This window comes from Gemella sanguinis ATCC 700632, from assembly GCF_000701685.1.
Lineage (GTDB): Bacteria > Bacillota > Bacilli > Staphylococcales > Gemellaceae > Gemella > Gemella sanguinis.
Genome location: NZ_JNJO01000001.1, coordinates 156,241 through 183,155 on the forward strand (window position 1 = coordinate 156,241; position 26,915 = coordinate 183,155).

Annotated in this window: 28 protein-coding genes; 22 read left to right on the forward strand and 6 right to left on the reverse strand. The window is 28.9% G+C overall.

What is annotated here, in order from left to right:
• Positions 1–136: 136 nt before the first annotated feature.
• The 9 genes from T369_RS0100760 (at position 137) to T369_RS0100805 (ending at position 7,550) form a co-directional block, all read left to right on the forward strand.
• Entirely contained in the window at positions 137–1,738 is a 1,602-nt protein-coding gene (locus T369_RS0100760) for an ATP-binding protein (RefSeq protein WP_031550403.1), read from the forward strand.
• A 2-nt stretch (positions 1,739–1,740) separates the two neighbouring features.
• Positions 1,741–2,421 (forward strand): response regulator, encoded by a 681-nt coding sequence (locus tag T369_RS0100765; RefSeq protein WP_031550407.1) that lies wholly within the window; start codon positions 1,741–1,743, stop codon positions 2,419–2,421.
• Between the two features lie 279 nt (positions 2,422–2,700).
• The gene (locus T369_RS0100770) at positions 2,701–3,774 is read left to right on the forward strand and encodes an AEC family transporter (RefSeq protein WP_031550410.1); all 1,074 of its coding nucleotides are present in this window, start codon (positions 2,701–2,703) and stop codon (positions 3,772–3,774) included.
• Between the two features lie 105 nt (positions 3,775–3,879).
• Positions 3,880–4,896, forward strand: coding sequence for a 2-hydroxyacid dehydrogenase (locus tag T369_RS0100775; protein ID WP_031550413.1), 1,017 nt, complete (start codon positions 3,880–3,882; stop codon positions 4,894–4,896).
• Positions 4,897–4,985: 89 nt separating this feature from the next.
• Positions 4,986–5,432 (forward strand): hypothetical protein, encoded by a 447-nt coding sequence (locus tag T369_RS0100780; RefSeq protein WP_031550416.1) that lies wholly within the window; start codon positions 4,986–4,988, stop codon positions 5,430–5,432.
• A 29-nt stretch (positions 5,433–5,461) separates the two neighbouring features.
• A complete protein-coding gene (locus tag T369_RS0100785; protein ID WP_031550419.1) occupies positions 5,462–5,839 on the forward strand; it encodes a hypothetical protein in 378 nt (125 codons plus the stop codon).
• Positions 5,840–5,947: 108 nt separating this feature from the next.
• Positions 5,948–6,289 (forward strand): hypothetical protein, encoded by a 342-nt coding sequence (locus T369_RS0100790; RefSeq protein WP_031550421.1) that lies wholly within the window; start codon positions 5,948–5,950, stop codon positions 6,287–6,289.
• 292 nt (positions 6,290–6,581) lie between these two features.
• Entirely contained in the window at positions 6,582–6,923 is a 342-nt protein-coding gene (locus T369_RS0100800; RefSeq protein ID WP_031550424.1) for a hypothetical protein, read from the forward strand.
• A gap of 123 nt (positions 6,924–7,046) precedes the next feature.
• The gene (locus T369_RS0100805) at positions 7,047–7,550 is read left to right on the forward strand and encodes a hypothetical protein (RefSeq protein ID WP_031550427.1); all 504 of its coding nucleotides are present in this window, start codon (positions 7,047–7,049) and stop codon (positions 7,548–7,550) included.
• 55 nt (positions 7,551–7,605) lie between these two features.
• Here T369_RS0100805 and prmA read toward each other — a convergent pair whose 3' ends face one another.
• Positions 7,606–8,541: a 50S ribosomal protein L11 methyltransferase gene (gene prmA, locus T369_RS0100810; protein ID WP_031550430.1), complete on the reverse strand. Its 936-nt coding sequence runs from the start codon at positions 8,539–8,541 to the stop codon at positions 7,606–7,608.
• Between the two features lie 586 nt (positions 8,542–9,127).
• Here prmA and gatC point away from each other — a divergent pair.
• The 5 genes from gatC (at position 9,128) to T369_RS0100835 (ending at position 13,136) form a co-directional block, all read left to right on the forward strand.
• Positions 9,128–9,418, forward strand: a complete 291-nt coding sequence (gene gatC, locus T369_RS0100815) for an Asp-tRNA(Asn)/Glu-tRNA(Gln) amidotransferase subunit GatC (protein WP_031550433.1) — start codon at positions 9,128–9,130, stop codon at positions 9,416–9,418.
• Between the two features lie 21 nt (positions 9,419–9,439).
• On the forward strand, positions 9,440–10,897 hold the full coding sequence (gene gatA, locus T369_RS0100820; RefSeq protein WP_031550436.1) for an Asp-tRNA(Asn)/Glu-tRNA(Gln) amidotransferase subunit GatA: 1,458 nt from the start codon (positions 9,440–9,442) through the stop codon (positions 10,895–10,897).
• Positions 10,898–10,910: 13 nt separating this feature from the next.
• Positions 10,911–12,338 (forward strand): Asp-tRNA(Asn)/Glu-tRNA(Gln) amidotransferase subunit GatB, encoded by a 1,428-nt coding sequence (gatB, locus tag T369_RS0100825; protein WP_031550439.1) that lies wholly within the window; start codon positions 10,911–10,913, stop codon positions 12,336–12,338.
• A gap of 128 nt (positions 12,339–12,466) precedes the next feature.
• Positions 12,467–12,652 (forward strand): type II toxin-antitoxin system HicA family toxin, encoded by a 186-nt coding sequence (locus tag T369_RS0100830; RefSeq protein ID WP_031550442.1) that lies wholly within the window; start codon positions 12,467–12,469, stop codon positions 12,650–12,652.
• A gap of 28 nt (positions 12,653–12,680) precedes the next feature.
• A complete protein-coding gene (locus T369_RS0100835; protein ID WP_031550445.1) occupies positions 12,681–13,136 on the forward strand; it encodes a type II toxin-antitoxin system HicB family antitoxin in 456 nt (151 codons plus the stop codon).
• Positions 13,137–13,241: 105 nt separating this feature from the next.
• On the opposite strand, the gene T369_RS0100840 is transcribed toward T369_RS0100835, so the two are convergent.
• The 4 genes from T369_RS0100840 to T369_RS0100855 are packed head-to-tail and all read right to left on the reverse strand — an operon-like array spanning position 13,242 to position 15,950.
• The gene (locus tag T369_RS0100840; RefSeq protein WP_031550450.1) at positions 13,242–13,532 is read right to left on the reverse strand and encodes a DUF5960 family protein; all 291 of its coding nucleotides are present in this window, start codon (positions 13,530–13,532) and stop codon (positions 13,242–13,244) included.
• Entirely contained in the window at positions 13,525–13,881 is a 357-nt protein-coding gene (locus tag T369_RS0100845; RefSeq protein WP_031550453.1) for a hypothetical protein, read from the reverse strand. Before T369_RS0100845 ends, T369_RS0100840 begins: the two co-directional genes overlap by 8 nt.
• On the reverse strand, positions 13,878–15,290 hold the full coding sequence (locus T369_RS0100850) for a Y-family DNA polymerase (RefSeq protein ID WP_031550457.1): 1,413 nt from the start codon (positions 15,288–15,290) through the stop codon (positions 13,878–13,880). The genes T369_RS0100845 and T369_RS0100850 overlap by 4 nt, the downstream gene beginning before the upstream one ends.
• Before the next feature lie 3 nt (positions 15,291–15,293).
• Positions 15,294–15,950, reverse strand: a complete 657-nt coding sequence (locus tag T369_RS0100855; protein WP_031550460.1) for a LexA family transcriptional regulator — start codon at positions 15,948–15,950, stop codon at positions 15,294–15,296.
• 207 nt (positions 15,951–16,157) lie between these two features.
• On the opposite strand from T369_RS0100855, the gene T369_RS0100860 reads away from it, so the two are divergent.
• The 7 genes from T369_RS0100860 to T369_RS0100890 all read left to right on the forward strand — a co-directional run bounded on the left by T369_RS0100860 (position 16,158) and on the right by T369_RS0100890 (position 23,371).
• Entirely contained in the window at positions 16,158–16,655 is a 498-nt protein-coding gene (locus T369_RS0100860) for a hypothetical protein (RefSeq protein WP_031550464.1), read from the forward strand.
• Between the two features lie 786 nt (positions 16,656–17,441).
• Positions 17,442–18,326, forward strand: a complete 885-nt coding sequence (locus T369_RS0100865; protein WP_031550467.1) for a hypothetical protein — start codon at positions 17,442–17,444, stop codon at positions 18,324–18,326.
• Positions 18,327–18,367: 41 nt separating this feature from the next.
• A complete protein-coding gene (locus tag T369_RS0100870; protein ID WP_031550470.1) occupies positions 18,368–18,757 on the forward strand; it encodes a DUF2513 domain-containing protein in 390 nt (129 codons plus the stop codon).
• Between the two features lie 299 nt (positions 18,758–19,056).
• Positions 19,057–20,277: a DNA cytosine methyltransferase gene (dcm, locus tag T369_RS0100875; RefSeq protein WP_031550473.1), complete on the forward strand. Its 1,221-nt coding sequence runs from the start codon at positions 19,057–19,059 to the stop codon at positions 20,275–20,277.
• 18 nt (positions 20,278–20,295) lie between these two features.
• Positions 20,296–21,960: a hypothetical protein gene (locus T369_RS0100880; protein ID WP_035496233.1), complete on the forward strand. Its 1,665-nt coding sequence runs from the start codon at positions 20,296–20,298 to the stop codon at positions 21,958–21,960.
• Between the two features lie 78 nt (positions 21,961–22,038).
• Positions 22,039–22,506: a GNAT family N-acetyltransferase gene (locus T369_RS0100885; RefSeq protein ID WP_031550479.1), complete on the forward strand. Its 468-nt coding sequence runs from the start codon at positions 22,039–22,041 to the stop codon at positions 22,504–22,506.
• 106 nt (positions 22,507–22,612) lie between these two features.
• Entirely contained in the window at positions 22,613–23,371 is a 759-nt protein-coding gene (locus T369_RS0100890; protein WP_031550482.1) for a nitroreductase family protein, read from the forward strand.
• 132 nt (positions 23,372–23,503) lie between these two features.
• Here the strand turns inward: T369_RS0100890 and T369_RS0100895 are convergent, their stop codons facing one another.
• Complete coding sequence (locus tag T369_RS0100895) at positions 23,504–23,767, reverse strand: SemiSWEET family transporter (protein WP_006364287.1); 264 nt, start codon at positions 23,765–23,767, stop codon at positions 23,504–23,506.
• 474 nt (positions 23,768–24,241) lie between these two features.
• Here T369_RS0100895 and clpB point away from each other — a divergent pair, with 474 nt between their 5' ends.
• On the forward strand, positions 24,242–26,824 hold the full coding sequence (gene clpB / locus T369_RS0100900; RefSeq protein ID WP_031550485.1) for an ATP-dependent chaperone ClpB: 2,583 nt from the start codon (positions 24,242–24,244) through the stop codon (positions 26,822–26,824).
• The last annotated feature ends 91 nt before the right edge of the window (positions 26,825–26,915 follow it).

Here is a 26,915-nt window from a genome sequence, read left to right on the forward strand (position 1 = left end):
GTAATATTAAATTATTCCGATAATTTTCAAAAATTTTGATTAAATATATTAAATCCCCTCTTGAATTCGTTTTCGATATAAACTATAATGATTTTTATAAAAGTTTTTATAATTTATATAAGGAGTTGAGGGTACTTTGAAAAAGTGGAGAAGTACATTAGTAAAACTTATTATATTTATGATGGGGTTAGTAACAATCTCATTATTAGTAACAACAGTTTTTATGAGAGGATATATAAAAGATCGTGAAGAAGAGATTATTCGTCAAAAAATTAGTGCTACAGCAAAGATAATTGCGATGGATAAAAGTATTCAAGAAGCGGTCAAAAATAAAAATCAAGAAAAGTTCATTCAACATTTTACATTGGCTGCGATGGAAGAAACACGAACGGATTTTATAGTAGTAACTGATAAAGATTTTGTAAGGTATTCACACCCAAAAGAAGAGTTGATAGGCTCTAAGTTTTCAAATATTGAAGATATTGAAGCAACATTTACTCAAGGTGATCATTATAGTAAGCAAACTGGTCCACTTGGGGAAGGGGTTAGATTTTTTACAGCTCTAAAAGATGAAAAAGGTAATAATATAGGAGTTGTCTGTGTAGGGTATACTAAAAGAACGGTAGAAAATCAAATCTTAGAAGCACAGAAAAATTTATTCTATTCATTAGTGATTGGGCTAACAGTGGCAGTAGGATTATCGTTTTTATTTAATAAAAGATTGAAAAAGATTCTTCTGAATTTAGATCCCGAAGAGATTGCACAACTTTATATAGAAAAAGAGTTAATAGCTGATCATGTTTCAGAAGGAATAATTGGGATAGATAAATACAAAAATATAATAGTTATAAATAGTTGTGCAAATAATTTATTAAAAAAAGCTAAACTATCTAGTGAAATAAAAATTAATGAAACTCTAAGTACTGAGATTTATAATTTATTATTTAGAGACATTTTGGAAACGAGAGAGAGTAGTCAAGATGAACAAATAGTAATTAATAATATGGATCTATTATTGAATAGAAATCCAATTTACTATAAAGCTAGATTATATGGTGCGGTAGTAACTTTACGGGATCAATCAGAAATGAAACAGCTTATTACAGAACTAAGTGGTACTGAAAAATATAACGATAGTTTACGTGAACAGAGTCATCATTTTATGAATAAATTACATGTTCTTCAAGGATTGATAGAATTGAAGTCTTATGAAGAAGTTGCGAAGTATATAACCTATTTAAAACAAGATTACCATGAAAAAATAGGTCATATTACTGAAAATATAAAAGTACCATCAATAGCTGGATTTTTACTTGCTAAAGCACGTGAAAGTCGAAACAAAGATATCCAGTTAGTGGTTGATTCAGATTCATTATTATATCAACATACTGGTTTAGAAACAATATATAATGAATTGTTAATTATATTAGGCGTGCTAATAGATAATTCAATAGATGCTTTGGAAAATAAAAATGATGGAAAAATAATTGTTTATCTTTATCTAAATCTAGAGGAAAAAGTTTTATTATGTTTAGTAGAAGATAATGGAGCAGGGATTATGGAAGTAGATAAAGAAAGAGTATTCGAAAGAGGATATTCAACAAAAGGAGAAAATAGGGGGTACGGTTTAGAGGCCGTTGAAACGATTGTTAAGAAATATAACGGCTTAATAGATGTAGACAGTAAAGAAAACAAGGGTACTAAGTTTAATATAGAAATACCCGTACTGGAGGATTAAAAGTGAGAGTATTAATAATTGAAGATGATTCCATGGTAGCTATGATACATAAAGAATACTTTAATAGAAAAGAAATCGATTTTACGCTAGACCATGTGTCATCACTTAAAGAAGCAGAATTATATTTAGAAAGTAATATACCAGATTTGGTAGTTTTGGATAACTATTTATCTGATGGAAAAGGGGTTAGTCTTTTATCTAAGTTAAAGAAATATCCTGTAGTTATGATTACAGCAGCTAACGATATTCAAACGGTAGAAGCGGCTTTGTCAAGTGGAGTAGTAGATTATTTAGTCAAACCTTTTACGTATGAAAGATTTTCTCAAGCTATTGATAAAGTATTAAACTTTAAGTCGTTGATGTCTAAAGAAAAAGTTAATCAAGAAATGTTAGATGATTATTTAAGTACTACTAAAGAACATGAAGATGTTGATGAATTACCTAAAGGATTATCAAAAATAACGTTAAAGAAAATTGTTGAAAATTTATTAAGTAGAAATGAAGGATTTAATACACAACAAATAGCTGATGACTTAGATATTTCTAGAATAACTATAAGAAAGTATCTAAACTATATGGTTAATATGAACGTGTTAAGTGAAGATGCTGAGTATAGTACTTCTGGTAGACCGGTATCAATTTTCAATGTAATCTGTAAGGAAAGATTAAAAAAATTGTTATAGAAATACCTATAGTTCTTTTATGATATACTACAAAAATAAATCTTAAAAATTATAAATATTTTGAGCGAAACAACGTTTACAATATATAAAAATAATTAATAATAAAAATAGCTGATTGATAGAAAATGACTCTAAATCAGCTATTTTTTGTTTATTTACTTAAGTTACATAACTTATAATAGTTATTTATTGTTGGAATATTTTTTCATAAATGTTATAGTATAAAAATATTATCGTGTATTAGTACACGGAATTATAAAAGAGGAGAATATATATTTTATGAATTTTTTAGATGTTTTTGTGAAAACACTAGCAGATCAAAAAATTAACACTGCTATTATTTCAAGTATCGCAATTATATTATTAGGTTATTTTTGTCGTAAGAAAGATTTATTTAAAGATAATACTGCAAAAGTACTTACAAATGTTGTTTTAACAGTATCTTTGCCAGCATTAGCTTTCAAATCATTCTTAGTAGATATAGATGAGAAAAAATTAACTCAAGGTATTAACGTTCTTATTTGGGGAATTCTTGTATATATTGTATTAATCATTTTAAGTAAACCTTTATTTATGAAGTTTAAAGGTGACCAACAAGATACGATGCGTGTATTAGCAATCTTCGGATCAACAACATTCTTCGGGATTCCAATTGTAACAGCAATCTATGGACCAACTGGTACATTATATGCTTCAATCTTTAACATTGGATATCGTATTTTCTTATATTCATACGGATACATTAAAATGAGTGGTCTTAAAATGACTATGAAAAATGTTAAGACTATGTTCTTAAATCCAATCGTTATTGCAACATTCTTAGGGTTATTCATCTGGTTATTCCAAGCGCACTTACCACAAGTTAGTGTTAATGTAGTCGATGCTAAAACTGGTGCAAAAGCTGTAAAACAATTTGCATTCTTACGTTTTGACCAAACATTACCACAGTTTAACCAAATCTTAACTTATCTTTCAGGACTATGTTCACCATTAGCATGGTTAGCTATCGGGTCTACATTAGGTTCTGTATCATTTAAAGAAGCATTATCAAATAAACCAACTTGGTACTATTCATTTGTTAAATTAATTGCTATTCCAGCCATTAACGTAGCAATCTTAGCAATTCTATCAGTTACTCACATTTTACCAGTTGACCTAACTGCTTTAGGAACTATCGTAGTAATGATGGCGACACCACCAGCAACAGTAGCTGCAGCTTATGCAATTAGCTTTGATAAAGATGCAGTTCTTGCTTCTAATGCTTCACTTTTAGGTACTTTAGGAGCAGTTGTTCTTACTCCAATATGGATCGTTATTGTTCAAATTATTGGAGCATTAGGAATTTTCCATTAATAAATAGAAAAATTAATAAAATAAGCCAAAATGCAATTGTAGAGCGAGGTGACTAATGTAACTTCGCTTTACTAAAATATATAAAATGAAAGAAGGATTTTTAAAATGACATTAAAAGTAGTATGTTATGGTGTAAGACCAAACGAAGTACCATTTTTTGAAAAACTAAACAAATATAACTTTGAATTAAGATTAGTAGAAGAATTATTAACTCATGATAATATTAATACAGCAGAAGGAATGGACGCTGTTATTTTACGTGGTAACTGTGTAGCTGATAGACAAAATATTGAGAAAATGTCAGAATATGGAATCAAGTATGCATTTACTCGTACAGTAGGATTTAACCATATTGATTTACAAGCTGCAGCTGACTACAATATGAGTGTAGCTCGTGTCCCTGGATATTCTCCTAATGCAATTGCAGAATTATCTTTAACATTAGCTATGTCATTATTACGTCACGTTTCTCACACAGTAAACAAAACTTCTAAATATGACTTCCGTGTTGATGGAACAATGTTCAGTAAAGAAATTCGTAACTGTAAAGTTGGAATTATCGGAACTGGTAAAATTGGTTTAACAGAAGCAAAACTATTCAGAGGATTAGGTGCAGATGTTTATGGTTACGATGTGTTCAAAAGTGAAGAAGCAAAACACGTTGTTAAATTCGTTGAAATGGATGACTTATTAGAAAAATGTGATATCGTAAGTTTACACGTTCCTTATTTCCCTGGTAAAAATGATAAGATGGTAAATGCTGAATTCATTTCAAAAATGAAAGATGGAGCTATCTTAATCAACACAGCACGTGGTGAGTTACAAGATAACGAAGCTATTTTAGAAGCTATTAAATCTGGTAAACTTGATGGATTTGGTACTGATGTATTTGCGAATGAAGCAGCATTCTTCTTTAAAAACTTTGAAAATGGAGATGAAATCTCAGACCAAACAGTAAGAGAATTAGTTGATTTATATCCAAAAGTATTAGTAACTCCACATATTGGATCAAATACTGATGAAGCTTTATCTAATATGATTGAAATCAGTTATGATAACTTAAACGATGTATTAACTACTGGTTCAACTGCAAATACAATAGAACTACCAGCAGCAAAATAATACTAGCGCAAGAGACTAAGCATAAAAAGTTTAGTCTTTTTTATGTAAATATGTGATATAATTAAATCAATAGTAAGGAGGAATAACTAATGAGCTTTATTGATAAATTAGTACTATTGTTTTTATTGGCTGGACATGTATTAGTTCCGTTAATATTTTTAATAATAATATTTTTTATGAAAAGAAAAGAATCAAAAGGGGATAGTAAACCGATTCCTTGGACAGCGTTGCTTATTGTACAAGCTGTTTTAGATTTTACAATTTTGCCTATTTGGATGTTTATGGGAGTATTTGTTGGTGTGATGACTACTGATGCGCCAGGAAGTAGCACATTATTTGCGGATGCATCAATGTTTGGTTTATTTGCAACAATTATTTTAAATGTTATAGCACTTTTTATAACTACAAGGGGCTTAAATAAGCAAAGAAAAGAGGAATATAGAAATAGTTTATTTTGGCCTTATATCATAATAATTATCTACTTATTCGCAATTCCATTTAGATTTTTATCTGGAATGTTCCATTGCTTTTATTAAAAATTCAGATATAAATAGGAGGAATATATATGAAAGAGGCTGATTATACAGGAGCGTTTTTAGTAATAGGTGGACATGTACTTGTACCTATTTTTGCTTTAGTGATAATTTCTATAATGGTAAGAAGCATAAAAAGATATGGTGGAGATCCTTACGAAGAAATGCCGTGGGCTGGATTATTTATGTTGTCATTACTCGTAGGGTTGGTGATTTTACCAGCATGGATATTTATAGGGTATCTTTATGGTTTAGAACTTAGATCTATGTACGGTTCTAGTGGTGCTATATTTATAAATGTTTCTCAAGGAACTAGCGTATTGACAATACTTTTGACTTTAATAGTTATAGGTGTTTGCAAAGCTAGTGCTGATGAAAAAGATAAAGCACGATTTAAAGACGTTGAATAAACAGTTGTATTTGCATTTTTCAAATAGGAGAGATTATCGTGAAGATAATCTCTTTTTTAATAACTTGAGATATGATATAATATACAAAATATTTAGGAGGAATTTCTAATGGTATTGAGTGATATATTAGGTGGATTATTAATTTTATTAATATTGTCAGGATATGTATTAATCCTCTTAACCTTTTTATTAATATTTTTATTAATATTGTCAGGATATGTATTAATCCCCTTAACCTTTTTATTAATAATATTATTAATGAAAAGAAGTAGAAAAAGAAAAAAACAAAATGGATATAATATTAAACCTATGCCTTGGTCAACGCTACTTGGAATACAATTTGCTATAGATATAACTGTTTCTCCTATATGGATGATTTTGGGATTATTTGTAGGAGCAATGTCTACAGACTCACCAGAAAGCACCCCGTTTTTTTTTATGAAACAGTAATATGTGCTATAGCAACTGTTATTTTAAACGTAATTTTACTAAGAATATGCATAGTAGGAATAAATAAACAACGAGAAGAAGAAAGTATGCAACCTACATTATGGCCTTATGCTTTAATAATTATTTATATATTTGCAATTCCAAGTGGATTTATTTATGGAATTTTCTATTAGTTTTATTGGAAATATGTGTTATTTAATAAATATATATGAGAGGTTATCACAAGATAATCTCTTTTTTATGTAAATATATGATATAATAAAGGAAACAGTTCATAAGAGGGGGCTTTTGTATGGGGTATTTTATTTTCTATGGGTACATAATAGTAGTCATTACTATTTCAATAGTATTTTTTCTTAAAATTTTAAGTATAAAAGGATCAGGAGGAAATGTATATTTGGAAATGTCATGGAATAAATTTCTTGTAATATCTATAATTGTCGGATTAGTAATTTCACCGATATGGATATTTATGTGTTTATATCTTATTGCGCTTGCTGGTAGAGCTGATGTATGGGAATTTACCGTAATTTCAAGTTTTATAACGATATTCATATACATAATAATTATAGTTATTTGCGCAGTAGGTAACGATAGAAAGAATAGAATAATACGAAGAAATAATAAAAATTAGTTATTATTACAGCTTTAAATAAACACTTCAAGAGGCTATCAGTAAGATAGTCTTTTCTTTTTATACGAATATTAATGTATGTTATAATTATAGTAAATAATTTATAGGGAGGATAAGTAAATAATGACGGACAATAGAATGAATTTGATATTTTATTATGGCCATATATCCGTACCTATATTTTTTATATTATTAATACTCTTTATGAGATATAGAAGAAAACGTAAGGGGTTAGATGTAGATTTAACTATGCCATGGAAACCGCTACTTATAATTCAAGTAGTTTTAACCTGTACACTTTTAGCAATTTGGATTTCTATAGGCTTGTTATTAGCTGTTGGTTCTGCAATATTAGGTCTTATTGCTTCAGTAAGTGATTTAACATTGTTTGAAAAGTATACAGAATATGTATGGGGTATGCTTTTAAGTGATTTGTTTACGGTAATCTTAAACTATGGTTCTATTTTGATGTGTACTATAGGTTATAATAAAATAAGAATAAGTAACAATAAAGAACCATTAAAAACATTATATTATATTTTCGCAATATTTTTCTTAGTATTACCATTGTTATTATTCATACCACCACTATTTAGTTATTTACTTTATAAGCTGCATTATATTTAATATAAAAACAAGGATAGATATAAACAATTAAGTTATATATCTATCCTTATTTTATTTATTTTGTTACAACGAATGAATACCATTCATTATCTGAAGTTTCTTCTACTAGTTTGAATCCACGTTCTAACATTTTTTCAAGAAGTTCATCTTTTTTATCTTTAATAATACCAGAAGTAATATAGTATCCACCATCTTCAAGTAACTTATATGCATCATCTAACATTAATTCAATAATATGAGCTAGTATGTTAGCAACGATAACATTATATTTTTTTGTTTCTTTTGTAAGAAGGCTAGCTTCTTCAACAGTTATTCTATTTTCTAAGTTATTAAGTGCAAAGTTTTCACGTGATACATCAACAGCTAGTTTATCTAAGTCAACAGCTTTTATTTCACCATCTGTTAAATAACTTGCAGCGATACTAAGAATACCACTTCCACAACCAACATCGATAATATTGTCATGAGGTTTTACGTATTTTTCTAAGTTTTTAATACAAAGTGAAGTAGTTTCATGTCCACCAGTACCAAAAGCCATACCAGGATCAATATTGATTACATATTTATTTTCTTCATTCTCATATTCACGCCATGTAGGAACTATAACAAACTTCTCACCAATATTAAGAATATCGAAGTAATCTTTCCAAGAATTTTCCCAGTCGCTATCTTTAATGGTAGTAGTTTCAATTTTGAAAAATTCTCCAATGTTAATATTTTGTCCTAGTTGTTCTAATTCACCTTTAAAACGAGTAAAAGTCTCATCATCAAAGTTAAGTTCATTTATATATCCTTTTACAATAACTCCAACATCAGGGAAGTCAGTAGGACTAAGTTCAACGATAGTCCCAAAATCATCGTGTAAGTTTTCTTCTAGAGTAGTAGGGTCTTCAATAGCGACCCCTGTAGAACCATAATCTAAAAGAATAGATTCAACTATTTCACTAGCTTCATTAGTAGTATGAATAGTAATTTCAATCCAATTTTCCATTTTATACCTCACAATTATTTATATTTTATTTACAAGTACTAAAATTATTAAAATTTCAGTGATTAATATCCTTAAACATCTTATAATATTTTATCGTTATTATCAAATGAAAAGGGTATTATATAGTTAGTTGAAAATTATAAAATATAATTTTATAAACTACTTTTATATATGTAGTAGAGTAACTTATATACTAGTATTATGTTGTTTTATTGAAAATCTTTAATTATATTAAAAATTCTTGACAATGATAGTGGTTTAGTATAATATAGATAAATAAACCATAAAAAATAAAGAGTAAGAAGACTTTTATTTCATGTTTTTTTAGAAGAGAGTTTAATCCATAGGCTGAGAGGTTAAATATTAATGATTGAAATGAGCAACACTTCTTATAGAACCGAATATAATTTATAGAGGTATCAGTATTCTGATATAAATTAGGGTGGCACCACGAAATTAGCATTCGTCCCATGTAGTTTTTAAACTATGTGGGGCGCTTTTTTATTATAAAGCATTATAACCCTTGATAAATAATCGGTTATGTACTAGTATGGAATAGAATAATATATATAAATTGGAGGAACTTATGTCAACTATTACAAAAGAACAAGTAAATCACATTGCACATCTTTCAAGATTAGAAATCCAAGAAGATGAAGTTGATGGTTATATTGAAAAATTAGAGAAAGTTGTAGATTTATTTAATGAGCTAAATAGTGTTGATACAGAAAATATCAAACCAACTTACCACGTTCTAGATTTAGTTAATGTATTTAGAGAAGACGTAGCTCAAGAAGGTATGGATAGAGAAGAAGTTCTTAAAAACTCTAAAGAAACTGAAGCAGGACAATTTAAAGTACCTACTATCTTAGAATAAAATTAGTAAGGAGATAATTTGATGAGTTTATTACATGAATCAATCGAAAGTTTAGAAAGTAAACTTAAAAATAAAGAAATTAAACCTAGTGATCTTGTTAAAGAATCATTAGATAGAATTAAAGCTACTGAAGATAAAATCGGTTCATTTATTACAGTAACTGAAGAAGTAGCACTAAAACAAGCTGAAGAATTAGATTGTCGCCAAGAAGTGGGAGATGTAGAAGGAAAATTATTCGGTATTCCAATGGGAATCAAAGATAATATCGTAACTAAAGATATCCAAACTACATGTGCTTCTAAAATCTTAGAAGGATTCAATCCAATCTATAGTGCGACAGTAATGGATAAATTAAATGCTGAAAATCCAATTTTAATGGGTAAATTAAACATGGATGAATTCGCAATGGGTGGTTCTACTGAAACATCTTACTACAAACTTACACGTAACCCACATGATTTAGACGCAGTACCTGGAGGATCAAGTGGTGGTTCAGCAACATCTGTAGCCGCTGGACAAGTAAGCTTCGCTTTAGGAAGTGATACTGGTGGTTCTGTACGTCAACCAGCTTCATACTGTGGTATCGTAGGATTAAAACCTACTTACGGACGTGTATCACGTTTTGGATTAGTAGCATTCGCTTCATCATTAGACCAAATTGGGCCAATGACACGTACAGTAAAAGATAATGCACGTGTATTAGAAATCATCTCAGGATTAGATGCCCACGATATGACTAGTGCTCCTGTAGAAGTGCCAGAGTTCAGTAAAATTATTACTGGAGACATCAAAGGTAAGAAAATTGCTCTTCCTAAAGAATACTTCGGTGCTGGTATCGATGAAGATGTTAAAAAAGCAGTTCTTGATGGAGTAAAATACTTAGAAAGTCAAGGAGCTATTGTAGAAGAAGTAAGTCTTCCAAGTACGGACCACGTTATTTCTACATACTACGTAATAGCGTCAGCTGAAGCAAGTTCAAACCTTTCACGTTTTGACGGAATTCGTTACGGATATAGAAGTCCAAACGCAACAAACTTAGAAGAAATTTACAAAAAAACTCGTGGAGAAGGATTTGGTGCTGAGGTTAAACGTCGTATTATGTTAGGAACTTACGTATTATCTTCAGGATACTACGATGCTTACTACAAAAAAGCACAACAAGTTCGTACATTAATTAAACAAGACTTCGATAGTGTATTTGAAGAATACGATGTAATTATTGGGCCAACTGCTCCAACAGTAGCATTCAACATTGGAGAAGAAATCGATGATCCAGTAACTATGTACGCAAATGATATTTTAACAATTCCAGTGAATATGGCTGGTTTACCAGGTATTAGTATCCCATGTGGATTCAAAGGTAAACGTCCAATCGGTATGCAAATTATTGCTAAACCATTCGCAGAGTCAACACTTTATGATGTAGCGTATAACTTTGAACAACACTACAACTTACACGATAAAAAAATAGAATTATAATAGGAGAAACAAGATGCATTTTGAAACAGTAATTGGACTAGAAGTCCATGTAGAATTAAAAACAGATTCAAAAATATTTTCACCATCTCCAGCTCACTTTGGTGCAGAACCAAACACTAACACTAACGTAATCGACCTAGGATATCCTGGGGTACTTCCAGTAGTAAACAAAAGAGCAGTAGAATGGGGAATGAAAGCAGCTATGGCTCTTAATATGACAGTAGCTCGCGAATCAAAATTTGATAGAAAAAACTACTTCTATCCAGATAACCCGAAAGCATACCAAATTTCTCAATTTGATCAACCAATTGGGGAAAATGGTTGGATAGATATCGAAGTAAATGGTGAAACTAAACGTATCGGTATTACACGTGCTCACCTTGAAGAAGATGCTGGTAAATTAACTCACAAAAATGGTTATTCACTAGTTGACCTTAACCGTCAAGGAACACCACTTATCGAAATCGTTTCTGAGCCAGATATTAGAACACCAGAAGAAGCATATGCTTACTTAGAAAAACTACGCTCAATTATTCAATATATCGAAGTATCTGACGTTAAGATGGAAGAAGGTTCAATGCGTTGTGACGCGAACATTTCTATTCGTCCATATGGTCAAGATGAATTCGGTACAAAAACTGAGCTTAAAAACTTAAACTCATTCACTTTTGTTAAAAAAGGATTAGAGTACGAAGAAAAACGTCAAGAGCAAGTTATTCTATCTGGAGGAGTAATCGAACAAGAAACACGTCGTTTTGATGAAACTACTGGTGCAACAAAACTAATGCGTGTTAAAGAAGGTTCAGACGATTACCGTTACTTCCCAGAGCCAGATATCGTACCTATGATTATCTCAGATGAGTGGATGGAAGAAGTAAGAAAAACTATTCCAGAACTTCCAGATGCTCGTCAAAAACGATATCAAGAAGAACTTGGATTACCAGCATATGATGCACATGTACTAACATTAACTAAAGAAATGTCAGATATGTTTGAAAAAACTGTATCATTAGGAGCTGATCCAAAATTAGCATCTAACTACTTAATGGTTGATGTGAATGCATACTTAAATAAAGTTCAAAAAGAACTTAGCGAAACTAAACTTACTGCGGAAGGTTTAGCAGGAATGATTAAATTAATCACTGATGGAACTATCTCAAGTAAAATCGCTAAAAAAGTATTCGCTGAATTAATCGAACACGGTGGAGATGCAGAGAAGATCGTTAAAGAAAAAGGTCTAGTACAAGTATCTGACAGTGGACAATTATTAGCTTGGGTTAACGAAGCATTAGATAACAATCCAAAATCTATTGAAGACTACAAAAACGGTCGTGACCGTGCTATAGGATTCTTAGTAGGGCAAATTATGAAAGCTTCTAAAGGACAAGCCAACCCACAAATGATTAACAAAATGTTATTAGAAGAAATAGCGAAAAGATAATAGAATACAATAAAAACTCGAAACAAGGAGAAATCTTTGTTTCGGGTTTTAATTATAAAAAAGTATAATAAATTTATTGACATACGTATTAATACGTAGTAATATAAAAGTGTCAGGAGGTTGTTTTTATGCCGATGACACAAGATGAAATGGTTAAACTGTTGAAAAAGCATGGCTTTATTTTACAAAAAGGCGGCAAAGGTTCTCATGTAAAGATGACAAAACCTGGACAGTTTAGACCAATCATAATTCCTAAAGGTGAATTGAATAAATTTACTGAAAAGGGGATATTAAAGGATGCAGGGTTATTATAACCCTCATCCACTATAAAGAGGTGATTGTATGTTAATTAGCTATCCTGCGATTTTCTATTTTAATAATGAAGGCGAAAAAATCTCATCATATAATGTATATTTTCCAGATATTAATGGTTCTGGTACTCAAGGAAAAGATATACCTGAAGCTATGAGTATGGCTTCCGATTACTTAGGGCTAATGCTTGCTAGTTATATTGAAAATGGAGAAAAACTGCCAGAGGTAAGTGATATAAATAAATTATCTATTAAGGATGATTATCCATTTAAAGATGATCCTGAATTAAAAGATTATTATGTATTTGAAAAATCTTTTGTTTCAATGGTTGTTGTTGATTTGGAACAGTATTTAGATAGTTCTACTTTAGTAAAAAAAACATTGTCTATTCCTAAGTGGGCTAATGATGTAGCGATAAAGTATAATATTAATTTTTCTCAATTGTTAACAAATGCAATAGCGGAAGAAACTATTAAATATGATTAAAATGTATGAATATCTCTAAGGCTAAATGTTTTAGAGATTTTATACTTAATATAATAAAGTGCACCTTATAAATTTAGTTTTCACTAAAATTTAAGATGCACTTTTTTATTTTTGTAGTTGATATTTATGTCCAATATATTTAAAAATCCTTACTGTATTATTTTCTTGTGGAGTATTTACTTTGAAGAAAAAGTAATGATCTCTTTTATCTTTTGATTTATTCGCAGCTAATCTGAAAAAGTTACTATTGTTATTCATCATTAAACTCAAAATATCATCCGTTAGAAAAGTTAAGGGAATGTTTAAGGCAGAATACTTATAGAAATCTTTTTCAAATTTATCATAGTTACTACTGAAATAATCAAATTGGACTTCATGTTGATTTAATTTATTCATAGTCTAATTCCTCTGCGATTGAAACTTTTAATATGTCTTTTATATCTATTTGAATAATAGTATCTTTTGTTGTGAAGTAAATATAGTCATTTTGGCAGTCGGTTACTTTTCCTAAAAACGGAGCTATTTGTTTAGTAGTATATAAACAAGCTAAACCTTTAAAAAAAAATAGCTGATTTAATAATAAACGTTTTTCAGCTATATCCATATTTATAGAAAAGTCTATAGTGTTACCTTGAGTATTAATAGCTGTAGTATGTTCCGAAATAAAAAATCCCATCCATTTTGCCATACCGCGATCTACATATTGCCTAGCTGATTTATAGGGTAGGTAGCTTCTATTAATCATGATATACCATCCATACCACCAGCATGACCACCAACTAGTTTACTTCGCTCTTTAACACGAGAGCCTTCCATTAAGATACTACCATTTTGAACAGCTAAAAAGCCATATTTATCACGAATAGAATCAAGAGTTTTATCGATTTTCTCCTGTTTTTCTATTGCCTCAATATCATCAAATAGCGAAATTATAGTAATATTATCATCGACTAAATTATCATACCTTACAGCGATAGACCGAACAGCGCCGCCAGTATATTTCTTTCTGAATAGTGCTAATACATAGTCTGTTAGTTCTTTTGTATTTTGAGTAGGTTTAATTTTTTGAGATGCAACAAGAGGTCTTTTCTCTTCTATGCGACTATAACTAATTGTTATATGAACTGACTTAGCTTTCTTTTTAGCTCGTCTTAATCTTATAGCTACTTGTTCAGCCATTTCTGATAATACTAGTTCTATTTGCGACTTGATGGTGTAGTCTTTAGGTAAAACTTGTGAATTTCCAAGACCTTTTGATTTTGGTTTATAAGGAACAGAAGGCTTGCTTTCATCAACACCATTTGCGTGAAACCAAAGTTGTACACCAATAATACCAAATTCCTTTTTTAGTATATCCGGATTAGCATTTGCTAAATCACGTATAGAATATATTTTTAATTTATTCAATCTTTTTTCAGTTCTTGAACCAATTCCCCAAAAATCAGTAAGAGATTTTATATTCCAAACTTTAGTTTCAACATCTTCATAAGACCAATTAGCTCGCATAGTCTTAGTTTTTTTAGCTTCATTATCAAGTGCCAACTTAGCGAGTAAAGGATTAGCATTGCTCATGCCAATAGTAGAGAAAACACCAGTTTTTTTCCAAATATCACGCTGAATCTTCGCACAAATAATATCTAACTTTTCACGTCTAGACTTAGTACTATCTTTTACAAAATAGTTTAACGACTGTGTTAAATCGATAAACCCTTCATCGATAGAGTAGGGATGAATATCCTCATCAGGGACATAGTTTTTTAGAACATTTAATATCTGAATGTTCTTTTCAATATACAAGTTCATTCTAGGAGGAACTATAAGTGTTTTTTTCGCCCAAGACTCTACGTGTCGGATATATTCAGGGGTAATTTTCATACCAAAACGTCTAGCGTTATAATAAGAAAAACTTCTATCATTAATATTAAAAGGGAGGTCGTAACTACGACCAACGTTATTTTTACCAAATACTTCTTTGAAAACAGGTGAACTCGCAAGTATTAAACCGTTGCAGTTATCAGCACGACTCATAACACAAAGTGAAGTAGTTAGGGGATTTAAGCCACGTTCTACACACTCAACACTGGCGTAAAAAGACTTCATATCGATAAAAGCAATATCAGAATGAGGTTCTAATGTGTAATCGATAATTCCCATAGCCTACACCTCACTAATAGGTCTAAAGCTCTTAGTGACTAATCCTACTATTCTTACTTCATCAATAGGGGCGATAATATCATCGTATTTATCATTTAATGAAACTAAGCGTACTTTATCTTCTTCGATATAGACTTTTTTAATATAAGTTTCTTCATTATACACTACGGCATATATTAAGCCATCATAGTCAAAACCAGTTTTCTTAATAAGAGCTACATCGCCATTATGATACTTAGGTTCCATAGAATCCCCGTCTATCCAAGAGGCGATATCATAGTCGTATTCATTATTAAAATAAACAGTATCGAATTCATAATTCTCATCATAGTAGTTACCTAGACCGGCAGATAATTTCGCATGAACACGGTATTTATATAACTGAGAAAAATATAACTCATTGGCTACTTTTAGAAGTTTTTTCTTGTTAATATCATTTAGCTGTAAGTATCTGTTGACTATTTCGTATTCTGATTCAAAGTAACTAGTCTCAACATTAAAATAGTCGGCTAACTCTTCTAAGTTCTTTTTATTAGGTATAAATTTACCTTTTTCCCAACCGTTATATGCTGAACGAGTAACACCAAGATGCTGGGCAATAGCTGTTTGTGATATATTATGCTTTTTTCTAAGTGACTGTAATCTATCTTTTGAGAACATATTAGACCTCCTTTCTGAATATTGTCAAGTTATAACTTTACAAATTAATTATAAAATAAAATAAATATAGTGTCAAGGTAGAGAAAGAAGATAAATAAAGAAATATTGAATATAAGATATTGCTAGCGAAAGTATAATAATATATAATGATAGAAGTGATTATTAAGAAGGTATAAATAGGTTTTTATCTAAAGACAAGGAGACATTATGAAAGAGGAATTACTTAAAAAAGCGATACAAGGTGATGATAGTGAAGTGTTGGATCCAGTTACGAAAAGTGTATGGGACTTACGAGGTGTAAGTGAAGAAGAACTCATAGCAACAGCAAAAGAAATAAATGAAAAATTAGGATATGAGTTATTCGATGATTTAGACTACAAAACACTAATAAGTGATTTTTCAAGAGTATCTCGTGAACGATTTAAATATACGCTTGAACAATCAGAGTTTCGTAATGATCTATTAGAAAAAGCAGTTAGAGAGCATAGTGATGACATATTAGTAGATGTAATAAAAGCACATGAGAACTTTGATTCGATGGATATATATGAACTATACGAACTTGCCTTTGCGGTAAATAAAAAACTAGGTTATAGATTATTTAGAGATATATATTCATATAGCTTAAAACGAGACTTTGAAAGAGTAGCTATTGCAGTGAAAGTATATAAAGAAGAAGGAAAAATAGTTAAGTTTATGAAATAGAAATCAGCAAAAAAGATGATTTTATAGCAATATAAATAAGAAGTAAGAAAAATAAAAGAATAATAAAAAAAAGAAGACTTAGTTTAAATGGGGAACTAAGTCTTCTTGCTAATAGGAATAATACTTTGAAGATTACCCTTAAAATTATATATTATATTCCTGTAATTATTATAACACAAATGTGAGAATTTTTAAATATAAAAAACAAAATATTGAAAAGGTATTCAATATTTTATATAATTATTAGTAGTATTTAATAAATATAGAAAGATAAAAGAATAATAAAAAAAAGGCTTAGTTTAATGAAAACTAAGTTTTTTCTATAGGAATAGTACTTTGAAGATTATTTTTAAAATAATTTATGATATCCCTATAATTATTATAACATAAATATGGAGCTTTAGGTATAATAAATAGATAGCATTTAGAAAATAAAATTTAATAACTAATGTAAATTTGTATATAAAGCGAGATACAATAGTAATAATATTACGGTTTAGAGTACATTGTAAGATAACTAATTCTTTAAAATAATATATAATAGAAAATTTCAGAAGAGGTACTGAAAGTAAATAAAGATTATTTGAAATATTATAGCTAATGAATGATATTTGAATATTTTTTTTAAGTGTAAAATAAATTTTATGAATTTAAACTACTAATAAATTATTGTTAATATTCCTTTGACCTTTTTTAACCTTTATGATATAATATATTTGAATATTTCCGGGAAATTTATTTTTTATATGTTTTACTGAGAATAAAATTTTAAAAACGAGGTGACAAATGAATATTAATCAGAAAATATATACTTCTTCACTTAACTCAGCTAAACAAATGATAGAAGAATTAAGTAATGAATATAATAATAAAAAGAACTTATTTAATATGTTAGCAGAAAGTTTAAAAAATCAACAGTGGTTAAGTGATTCGCTAAACTTAGAGATAAAAAGAATAAATGAGTATCCTTTAAATTCGCTCTCATCTACGGTAACAGCAATTAAAAAATCGAGTAATTTTTTATTAGTGGATAATCTAAGAAATCAACAGTGGTTGAGTGGTGCACTAAACTTAGCTATAAAAAGAGTAAATGAACATCCTTTAAATTCGCTTTCTTCTTCAGTAAAAGCATTCCAAAAATCGAGTTTTATTTCATTAGCAGAAAATCTAAAAAATCAACAATCGTTAAGTGATACACTAAATTTAGCTATAAAAAGAGTAAATGAGTACCCTTTAAATTCATTCTCATCAACTGTAAAAGCAATCCAAAAATCAAGTGGTTTTTCCTTTTCTATGCGTAGCTATAATAAAATGATTTCTGAAGCTTTGAAATATGATAATATAAAAATTCCATTGGAATCAATAACTCTTGAACTTCCAAAGATAGAAGATGTAATACTAGTTTCTAAACCCCATATGCCAGAAAAAGTTCAAGAAGAAATTGAATTAGAATTTGATGAGTATTTTAAAGAAAATAATGAGATTATTAATAATTCTATATTGGATATGGAAAGTATACGTAAGATTATTTTGAATCGTTATTTAAATTTTTTACTATCAATTTTAGTCTTGATGATTCAATTTTATTCTGATGATAAGGTTTATCATCTTTTAATTAATGCAGTTTTTCTTATACACTCATTTTTTCTTTCATCAGATAAGTCAAAATAAATTCATAGTATAAATATACATATAAGAGAGGAAAAAATTATATGAAATTAAATTATAATTTAATTAGAAATCTATTGCTAAAAGCAGAAAATCAAAAATACGACAGTTCTTTATCTCAATCAGAATTAGATAAGTTTATTAAGAAATATGGATATAATATTGAAGAGTTAATCTATCATCTTAAAAGATTAAAAGAAGCAAATTATATTGATGTTACGATTCAATATGCTTCAAACAAAGTGTATATTTATAAATTTAATAATATAACTTGGGAAGGGCATCAATTTTTAGATACTATTCGTTCAAACAAAGTTTGGAATGTTTCTAAAAAAGTAGCCAATGAATTAAAAATTAAATCAGTTTCCGCTTTTTCTCAAATTGCTATTCAAGTATCGTCTAATTTGATTAATCAATATTTATCATTAAAATAATTTTTAAAAAAACTTTTGGGTGTTATTTAATATAATTGTTAGCTTTTCAAGGGTTATTAATTTTTAGAATAAGTATTTTAATATTTAATTTATTTTGATTATACTAGTAACTATTTGCATAACTACTTCATATTTGATTGCGTGGATAAATTTTCTGTAACTACTAAGTTAATTATTTGCATATATTTAGATTAAGATTTAAGCATCATATTAAATTAAAAATAAACACTATAAAAAACATTATCTATAATTTTATGTTATAATAAAGTGTTAATAAATTTATAAAGGAGTAGTTATACATGACAAATTCTGTAAGTTCTACAAGATATAATGTTGCCGCTTTTTTTAGCGGAGTTGGTGGAATTGAATTAGGTTTTGAAAAAACTAATAAGTTCAGAGTGGTGTATGCCAATGAAATAGATAAACATGCTAGAATAACATATAAATTAAATTTTCCTAATGTTTTTCTAGATCCTAGAGATATTCATGAAGTAAAACCAGAAGAAATAAAGGAAGAAAAATTAGATGTTATTGTGGGAGGATTCCCGTGTCAAGCATTTAGTATAGCTGGTTATAGAAAAGGGTTTGAGGATGAGAGAGGCGATTTGTTTTTTGAATTGTTAAGAATAATAAAAAACAAGAAACCTAGAGCTATTTTCTTAGAAAATGTAAAAAATATGGTTACTCATGATCATGGTAATACTTTTAAAGTTATAAAAGAAGCTCTAACTGAAAATAACTATTATATAAAATGGAAAGTATTAAATGGGAAAGATTATGGAAATATACCTCAAAATAGAGAACGTATATATATAGTTGGTTTTTTAGAAAAAGAATCATATGATAAATTTGAATTTCCAAATGAGATTAAGTTGGAAACAAAATTGTCAGATATTATTGATTTTGATGTAAAAGAAAAAGAAATATATTATTATAGAGATGGGAAACAACCATTTTATGATAAATTGAAAGATGAAATAACTAGTCAGAATACAGTATATCAATGGAGAAGACAGTATGTTAGAGAAAATAAAAGTGGAGTAGTTCCCGCGCTAACAGCTAATATGGGAACTGGTGGTCATAATGTTCCGTTAATATGTACATCATCAGGAGAAATAAGAAAATTAACTCCAAAAGAAACTTTTAATGTTCAAGGATATCCTAAAGATTATAAACTACCTGAGGATGTTTCTAATGGTCAGTTATATAAACAAGCTGGAAATAGTGTGGTAGTACCAGTGATTACTAGAATTGCTGAAAATATTTCTTTAGCATTAGATGGAGTATACATACAAAGAAATGAAACAAAAATGTTCTCTGGATACTCTATAATATATACAAAAATGCAAAGTCGTTTTGAAGGAGAATCATACGTTAAAGAAGTAGTTGAAACCTTTGAACAAGCTAAGAATTGTATAAAAAATTATGATATTAAATTACCTATTTTAACTAGTGAAGAATACCTGAAATTAGTAAAAAAAGGTGGAAACTTAGAATTTTATAGCATAGTAGAGATTTAATAATAAAAGGGATAAGTCATGTGGTTTAATTTAAATAAAGAAGATAAACAGAATTACAAACTATTAATAACAAACTTTGCGAGCTTAAGTGAAGCTTTTTCTCAAAAAAAGGAAGATGAAGAAAGTGAAGATTTTGTAACACCTATTATTAATTCTAAATTTCAAGAAACAGTATTTCAAAAATCATTCAATGCATTTGGTGAAGATATATCAAATACATCATTTGATGCTTCTATAATTTTAGATGAAAAAAATAAATACTTAGTAGGAATAAAATCATTTGGAATTTCTTCTGGAGATCAAAAAATAGCTCAATTTAAAAGTGATAGTCAATCAAAAGGTTGGATAGATAAATTCAACATTATAAGAGACAATTCTCAAAATGTAAAAACAAAAGAAGAAAATGATAATATAAATAACAATTACTATTATGAATTAGCTAAAGAAATATCATTACTTAGAAATAAACGTATTGCTTCTTCGAAAGAGCAATTAAAAGGATTTGTATATGATGATGTGACTGTTAAATCAGTCTATCATGTTTTAATGCCGTCAAAAAAAGGTGAAAATCCTAAAATTTATGTTGGAGAAATTGATTATTTGCCGATTGATATAGAAAATATTGAAATAGAAGGGGCTACGTCATTAAAAACACCTACAAATTTCAAATTTAATGATGGGAAACACTTTTATAAATATACGTCAGCTGATAGTCAATTATATATGAATTTTAAAAATAAAGATATAGTATTAGAAGAATGGGAATTGGAGTATGTAAAAGACCCATTTTATATATTTGAAAATCTACATTTACTTTCTAGAAAATCTGAAGAAAACAAAATATTACAAACAGTATCGTGGATGATAGCTAATAAAGATGGAAAAGTAGAGGAAAGTTCAGGTTTTAATGCATTTGATGGTTCAAGTAAAATCGGGAAAAGTAGTAGAGAAAAGAGAATAAAAAAAATAGAAAGATATCTTAGAGATAATTTTCGTATTGAGGATATCAATTTTATAATTGATATGTTAAAAAAAATATTGATTGAAAATACTAAAACGGCAGAGAAAAAACAACTAAGATCTAAGCTAATAAATTTTATCGAAAATCTAAATGATGATTATTTAGCAAATGAAATTAAAAAAATGGTGTATAGACCTGTAGGAGAAGTATATATTCCTATACCGGATTCTAAAAATTTTCATAAGAATTTCCCAGATTTTTTTGCAAAGGATGCAGGAAAATTAGAAGAAGGAAAATCATCATTAATTTTACCAAAGGAAGATAGGACATTTAAACTTAAGTTTATATCTTCAGGAAATGTTATAGATGCATATATTAATCAGGATTCTGGAAAAGCTATTCAATCAATTGATAGACAAGATATTCTAGGTGAATGGTTATTAAGAGGTGTATTTCAATTAAAAGAAAGGGAATTATTAACAGCAGAACGATTAGCTGAATTACATATAAATGCAATTAGATTTACGAAATACAAAAATATAGAAGAAATTGGAATTGAGTTTATTTGGATTGATGAAAATAATCCTCCAGAAGATGCAATAGGATGGGTTGCAAAAAATAAGATATTAGATATAAAAGAAATATCAGCTAACAAAAAATCAAATAATAATAAACATCTAAAAATTGCCGAAAATACTGATGATAGTGATTATTTTTGTTAGTTCTTATTCTCTAAAATATATTTATTTTTATAACGTATTTTCTAAAGAAGTTGAAATTGGAAGTTTGAGGAAAAAAGAATGAGCATAGTATTATTGAAAGCAACTGAATCTGACATGAAAGAAATATGGAAAATGCAAGTAGAGGCATTTAAAGATTTATTAGAAAAATATAAAGACTATGATATGAGTCCAGCGACGGAAAGTTATGAAAATATATTGAATAAATATAACCAACCATGGACGAAGTATTTCTTTATTATAAAAGATAATAACAAGGTTGGGGCAGTAAGAGTTGTTGATAAAGAAGATGGAAGTAGAAAAAGAATCGCTCCTTTATGGATTATGCCATCATATAGAAATCGAGGATTAGCTCAGTTAGCTATAAAAGAATTAGAAAAATTATATGGTTCTAATCATTGGGAATTAGATACTATTCTACAAGAGAAAGGTAATATCTATTTATATGAGAAATTAGGTTATAGAAGAATAGATAAGATAGAGCATATTAAAGATGGAATGGATATTGTATTCTTTCAAAAAGATTAGTGGAATTCTATAAAGTAAATACTATTTCCCTTTTCAACCTCAATCTTTCGCGTTATAATATAACTATCAACACAACAAATAATTCATTTAACCATTGAGGTAAAGTATGAACAAAGTAATAGAAACAATGATGAACCATCGTACAAGAAGAAGTTTTGTAAAAGGTAATGAACTACCAAAAGAACATTTAGATCAAATTATCGAATGTTCTAAACAAGCATCTAGCTGGATGAATGGTCAACACTACAGCATTATTGCTACAACAGGGGAAACAAAACAAAAAATTGCTGATTTAATTAGAGAACAAGCTCCAGGTAATGCAGCTCACATCGAAAGTTCTGCAGCATTCTTAATATACTGCCTAGACTACAGCAATATTAAATTATCATTTGAAATTGAAGGTGGAGAGTTTGATATTTCTAATCAATATGAACCTCTATTAATTGGTTCTATGGATGTTGGTATTGCGATGCAAAATGCTGCATTAGCTGCTGAATCATTAGGATATGGTATAGTATTTTGTGGTGGAGTGAGAGGATTTGCTAAAGGTATTTCTGAATTATTAAATATTCCAGAAAATGCATTGTTCTTATGTGGATTAAGTATTGGTGTAATTGATGAAGAAAAATCTACAGAAAAAGTTAAACCAAGACTACCACACGAAGCTAACGTTGGATACAATGAGTTTCCAAAATCTAATGAAGAAGTATTAAAAGCATATCGTCAAACTATGATAGACTTTGCAGAAGCTCGTGAAACTAAAACATGGACTAAGAAATTCGCAGACTTCTATGCTAAACCTTCAGGAATAGAAGCTGTAACAAAAGAATTATTAGAAAAAAATGGATTTGTTAATAAAAAATAATTAAGACAAAAAAATATAAGCACTGTTTATGTACGCTATAGTATATAGACGGTGCTTATATTAATTTAAGGGATAAAATGTAAAATCAAAAATAACCATCCTTTTTAGGGATGGTTATTGTTAGTTTTATTATTATAGAGAAGTTAGGAACGTTAGTCCACCTAATACAACACCTGCTGCATTAGGAATAATTAAAATCCAGTCTTTTTTAGGTTCTTTTGTCCAACCATAGATAACCCAAATTAGGCAAGAAACTGCCGCAAATAATGGTTGGAAAGGCTGAGCTTTAACACCATGTAAGTTCGAAATAATTTGTGGGATGTAAGCAATAAATACAAAAATCCCAATAAATGCTCCAATTGAGCCTACTATACGATTAATTTTTTGTTTTGTCATAAGGTACCTCCTATGTTTACAATACAACATATTGAAATAAGATTCAAGAGTTTTGCATTTAGTTTTCATGAAATTATAATTATAGGTAGTTTTTATAATAAAGTTCATATCCCTGTTAGAATCTATAATTACTTATATAGATACAATTGGAGCAGGTGCGATTTAGTATATACTAAGTTAATATTTATTTGAAAAGTAGTGTAAACTAATAAAAATTTTCACGTATGTATATTTTAAATAATATATAGTTAAATAAAATTAGAGTATTTCTATTAATCTAAGTTAACATATATATTATAGTTATTGATATAATAGCTATTTTATTTTTTTTTAATTTTTTTTAAAAAAACTATTGTCAAAAAAGGTCAAACATGCTATAATTTATTTAAGGTCAAAAAAGGTCAAAGATAATTTGACATTAAAAAATAAATTTGACGGGCAAAGACCTACTAAAAAATAAAAAGGAGATTTACAATGGATATTAATAGTTTTACAAATAGTGTGAAAGAAATCTTAGCGAAATCTTCCGAATTTGCAATTGAGAAAAAAAGTCAAAGTATTACGAGTGAGATGTTTATAAAAGCAGCACTTACTGGTAGTAACTTATATAGTGATATTTTAGGAAGAATTAATATTGATAAGGAAAATTTACTTCGTGAATTAGATCACGAAATATCAAAAGTAAGTGGGGTAGAAGGGGAGAATATAAATTATGCTAGCTATCTTAGTAACGATTTAAATGCCTTATTAATAGAAGCTAACAAATACAAAGATAAATATGAAGATAAATTTATATCTTGTGAACATATAGTTCTAGCAAGTTATGTAAAAAATAGTATAGTAAAAAAATATGTCGATAAAGTTGCTACACTTAAACAAGTAACTGAAGTTATCGATGGTATAAGAGGAGGTAAGAAAGTTATGAATGAAAATCCAGAAAACAACTACGAAGTATTAGAAAAATATGGACGTGACTTAGTAGAAGCTGCACGTAGTGGTAAAATCGATCCAGTAATTGGTCGTGATGAAGAAATAAGAAATGTGATTAGAATATTATCTAGAAAAACAAAAAATAACCCAGTATTAATCGGGGAACCTGGTGTAGGTAAAACTGCGATTGTTGAAGCTTTAGCTCAACGTATCGTTCGTGGTGACGTACCAGAAAGCTTAAAAGATAAAACAGTATTCGAATTAGACCTAACTAGTTTAGTCGCAGGTGCTAAATATCGTGGTGAATTCGAAGAAAGATTAAAAGCTGTATTAAAAGAAGTTAAAGAACAAGAAGGTAAAATAATCCTATTTATTGACGAAATCCACATGTTAGTTGGTGCAGGTAAAACTGACGGTGCTATGGATGCAGGTAACATTTTAAAACCAATGCTTGCTCGTGGTGAATTACACTGTATTGGTGCTACAACACTTAACGAATATCGTCAATATATCGAAAAAGACTCTGCATTAGAACGTCGTTTCCAAAAAGTTCTAGTTAAAGAACCAACTGTAGAAGATACAATATCTATTCTACGTGGTCTTAAAGAAAGATTCGAAGTTTATCACGGTGTTAAAATTTCTGACCGTGCTATCGTAGAAGCTGCAGAATTATCTAACAGATATATTACTGACAGATTCTTACCAGACAAAGCTATAGATTTAATCGACCAAGCTTGTGCTACTATTAAAACTGAAAACTCATCTAACCCAGCAGAGTTAGATACAATCAATCGTAAAGTAATGCAACTTGAAATCGAAGAAAAAGCTTTAAGTAGTGAAGATGACGAAGTATCACAACGTCGTTTAGAAAACTTAAAAGAAGAATTAGCAAATCTTAAAGAAGAACAAAATAAACTTCAATTACAAGTAGATAGTGAAAAAGAAAAATTATCTGCGGTAAAAGATCTTCGTGAAAAAATCGATAGAGTTAAATTAGAGTTAGAACAAGCTCAAAATAACTATAACTTAGAAAAAGCTTCAGAATTACAATACTCAACTTTACCAAAATTAAAACGTGAGTTAGAAGAATTAGAAGAAAAATCTAAACATGAAGATTATAAATTATTAAAACAAGAAGTAACTGAAGATGAAATTGGCTTTATCGTAAGTCAAATGACAGGTATTCCAGTTACTAGATTAGTAGAAACAGAAAAAGAAAAACTTCTTAACTTAGCTGATACTATTCATGAAAAAGTAATAGGTCAAGATGAAGCTGTTGAGAGTGTAACTAATGCAATATTACGTTCTCGTGCAGGTATTGCTGATCCAAATAGACCAATCGGTAGCTTCCTATTCTTAGGACCTACTGGTGTAGGTAAAACTGAGCTTGCTAAAGCTTTAGCTCTTAACTTATTTGATGATGAACGCAATATCGTTAGAATAGATATGAGTGAATATATGGAAAAACACTCAGTCAGCCGTTTAATTGGTGCCCCTCCAGGATACATCGGTTATGAAGAAGGTGGACAACTTACTGAAAGTGTAAGACGTAATCCATATAGTATTATCTTAATGGACGAAATAGAAAAAGCTCACCCAGATGTATTTAACATCTTATTACAACTATTAGATGAAGGTACTTTAACTGATTCTAAAGGTGTAGTAGTAGACTTCAAAAATACAATTATCATTATGACTTCTAACATCGGTTCATTAGAACTATTAGAAGAAGTAAAAGACGGTGTTATTTCTGAAGAAACTCGTAAAAATGTTACTAACCAACTTTACGGATACTTCAAACCAGAAATTCTTAACCGTATGGATGACATAATTATCTTTAAACCATTAACTGAAGATAATATTAAAGGAATTGCTAATAAACTTCTTGATGAATTAGTAAGACGTGTTGCAAGTAGAAATATTGAATTAACATATGATGAAAAAGTTTCTGCTTGGGTGGCAACTGCAGGATTCGATATGAAATTTGGTGCTCGTCCACTTAAACGATTTATCCAAAGTCAAATCGAAAATAAATTATCAGTTGAATTAATACGTCACGGTATAGAAGATGGAATGAAAATACATCTTGATTACGTAGATGATCAACTGAAAATTGATATAAAATAATATATATAATTCAAACCTCAAGTTAATCTTGGGGTTTGTTTTTTTATGTACTTTTTTATAAATATATTTTGTAGTATAATTAAAAAGAATA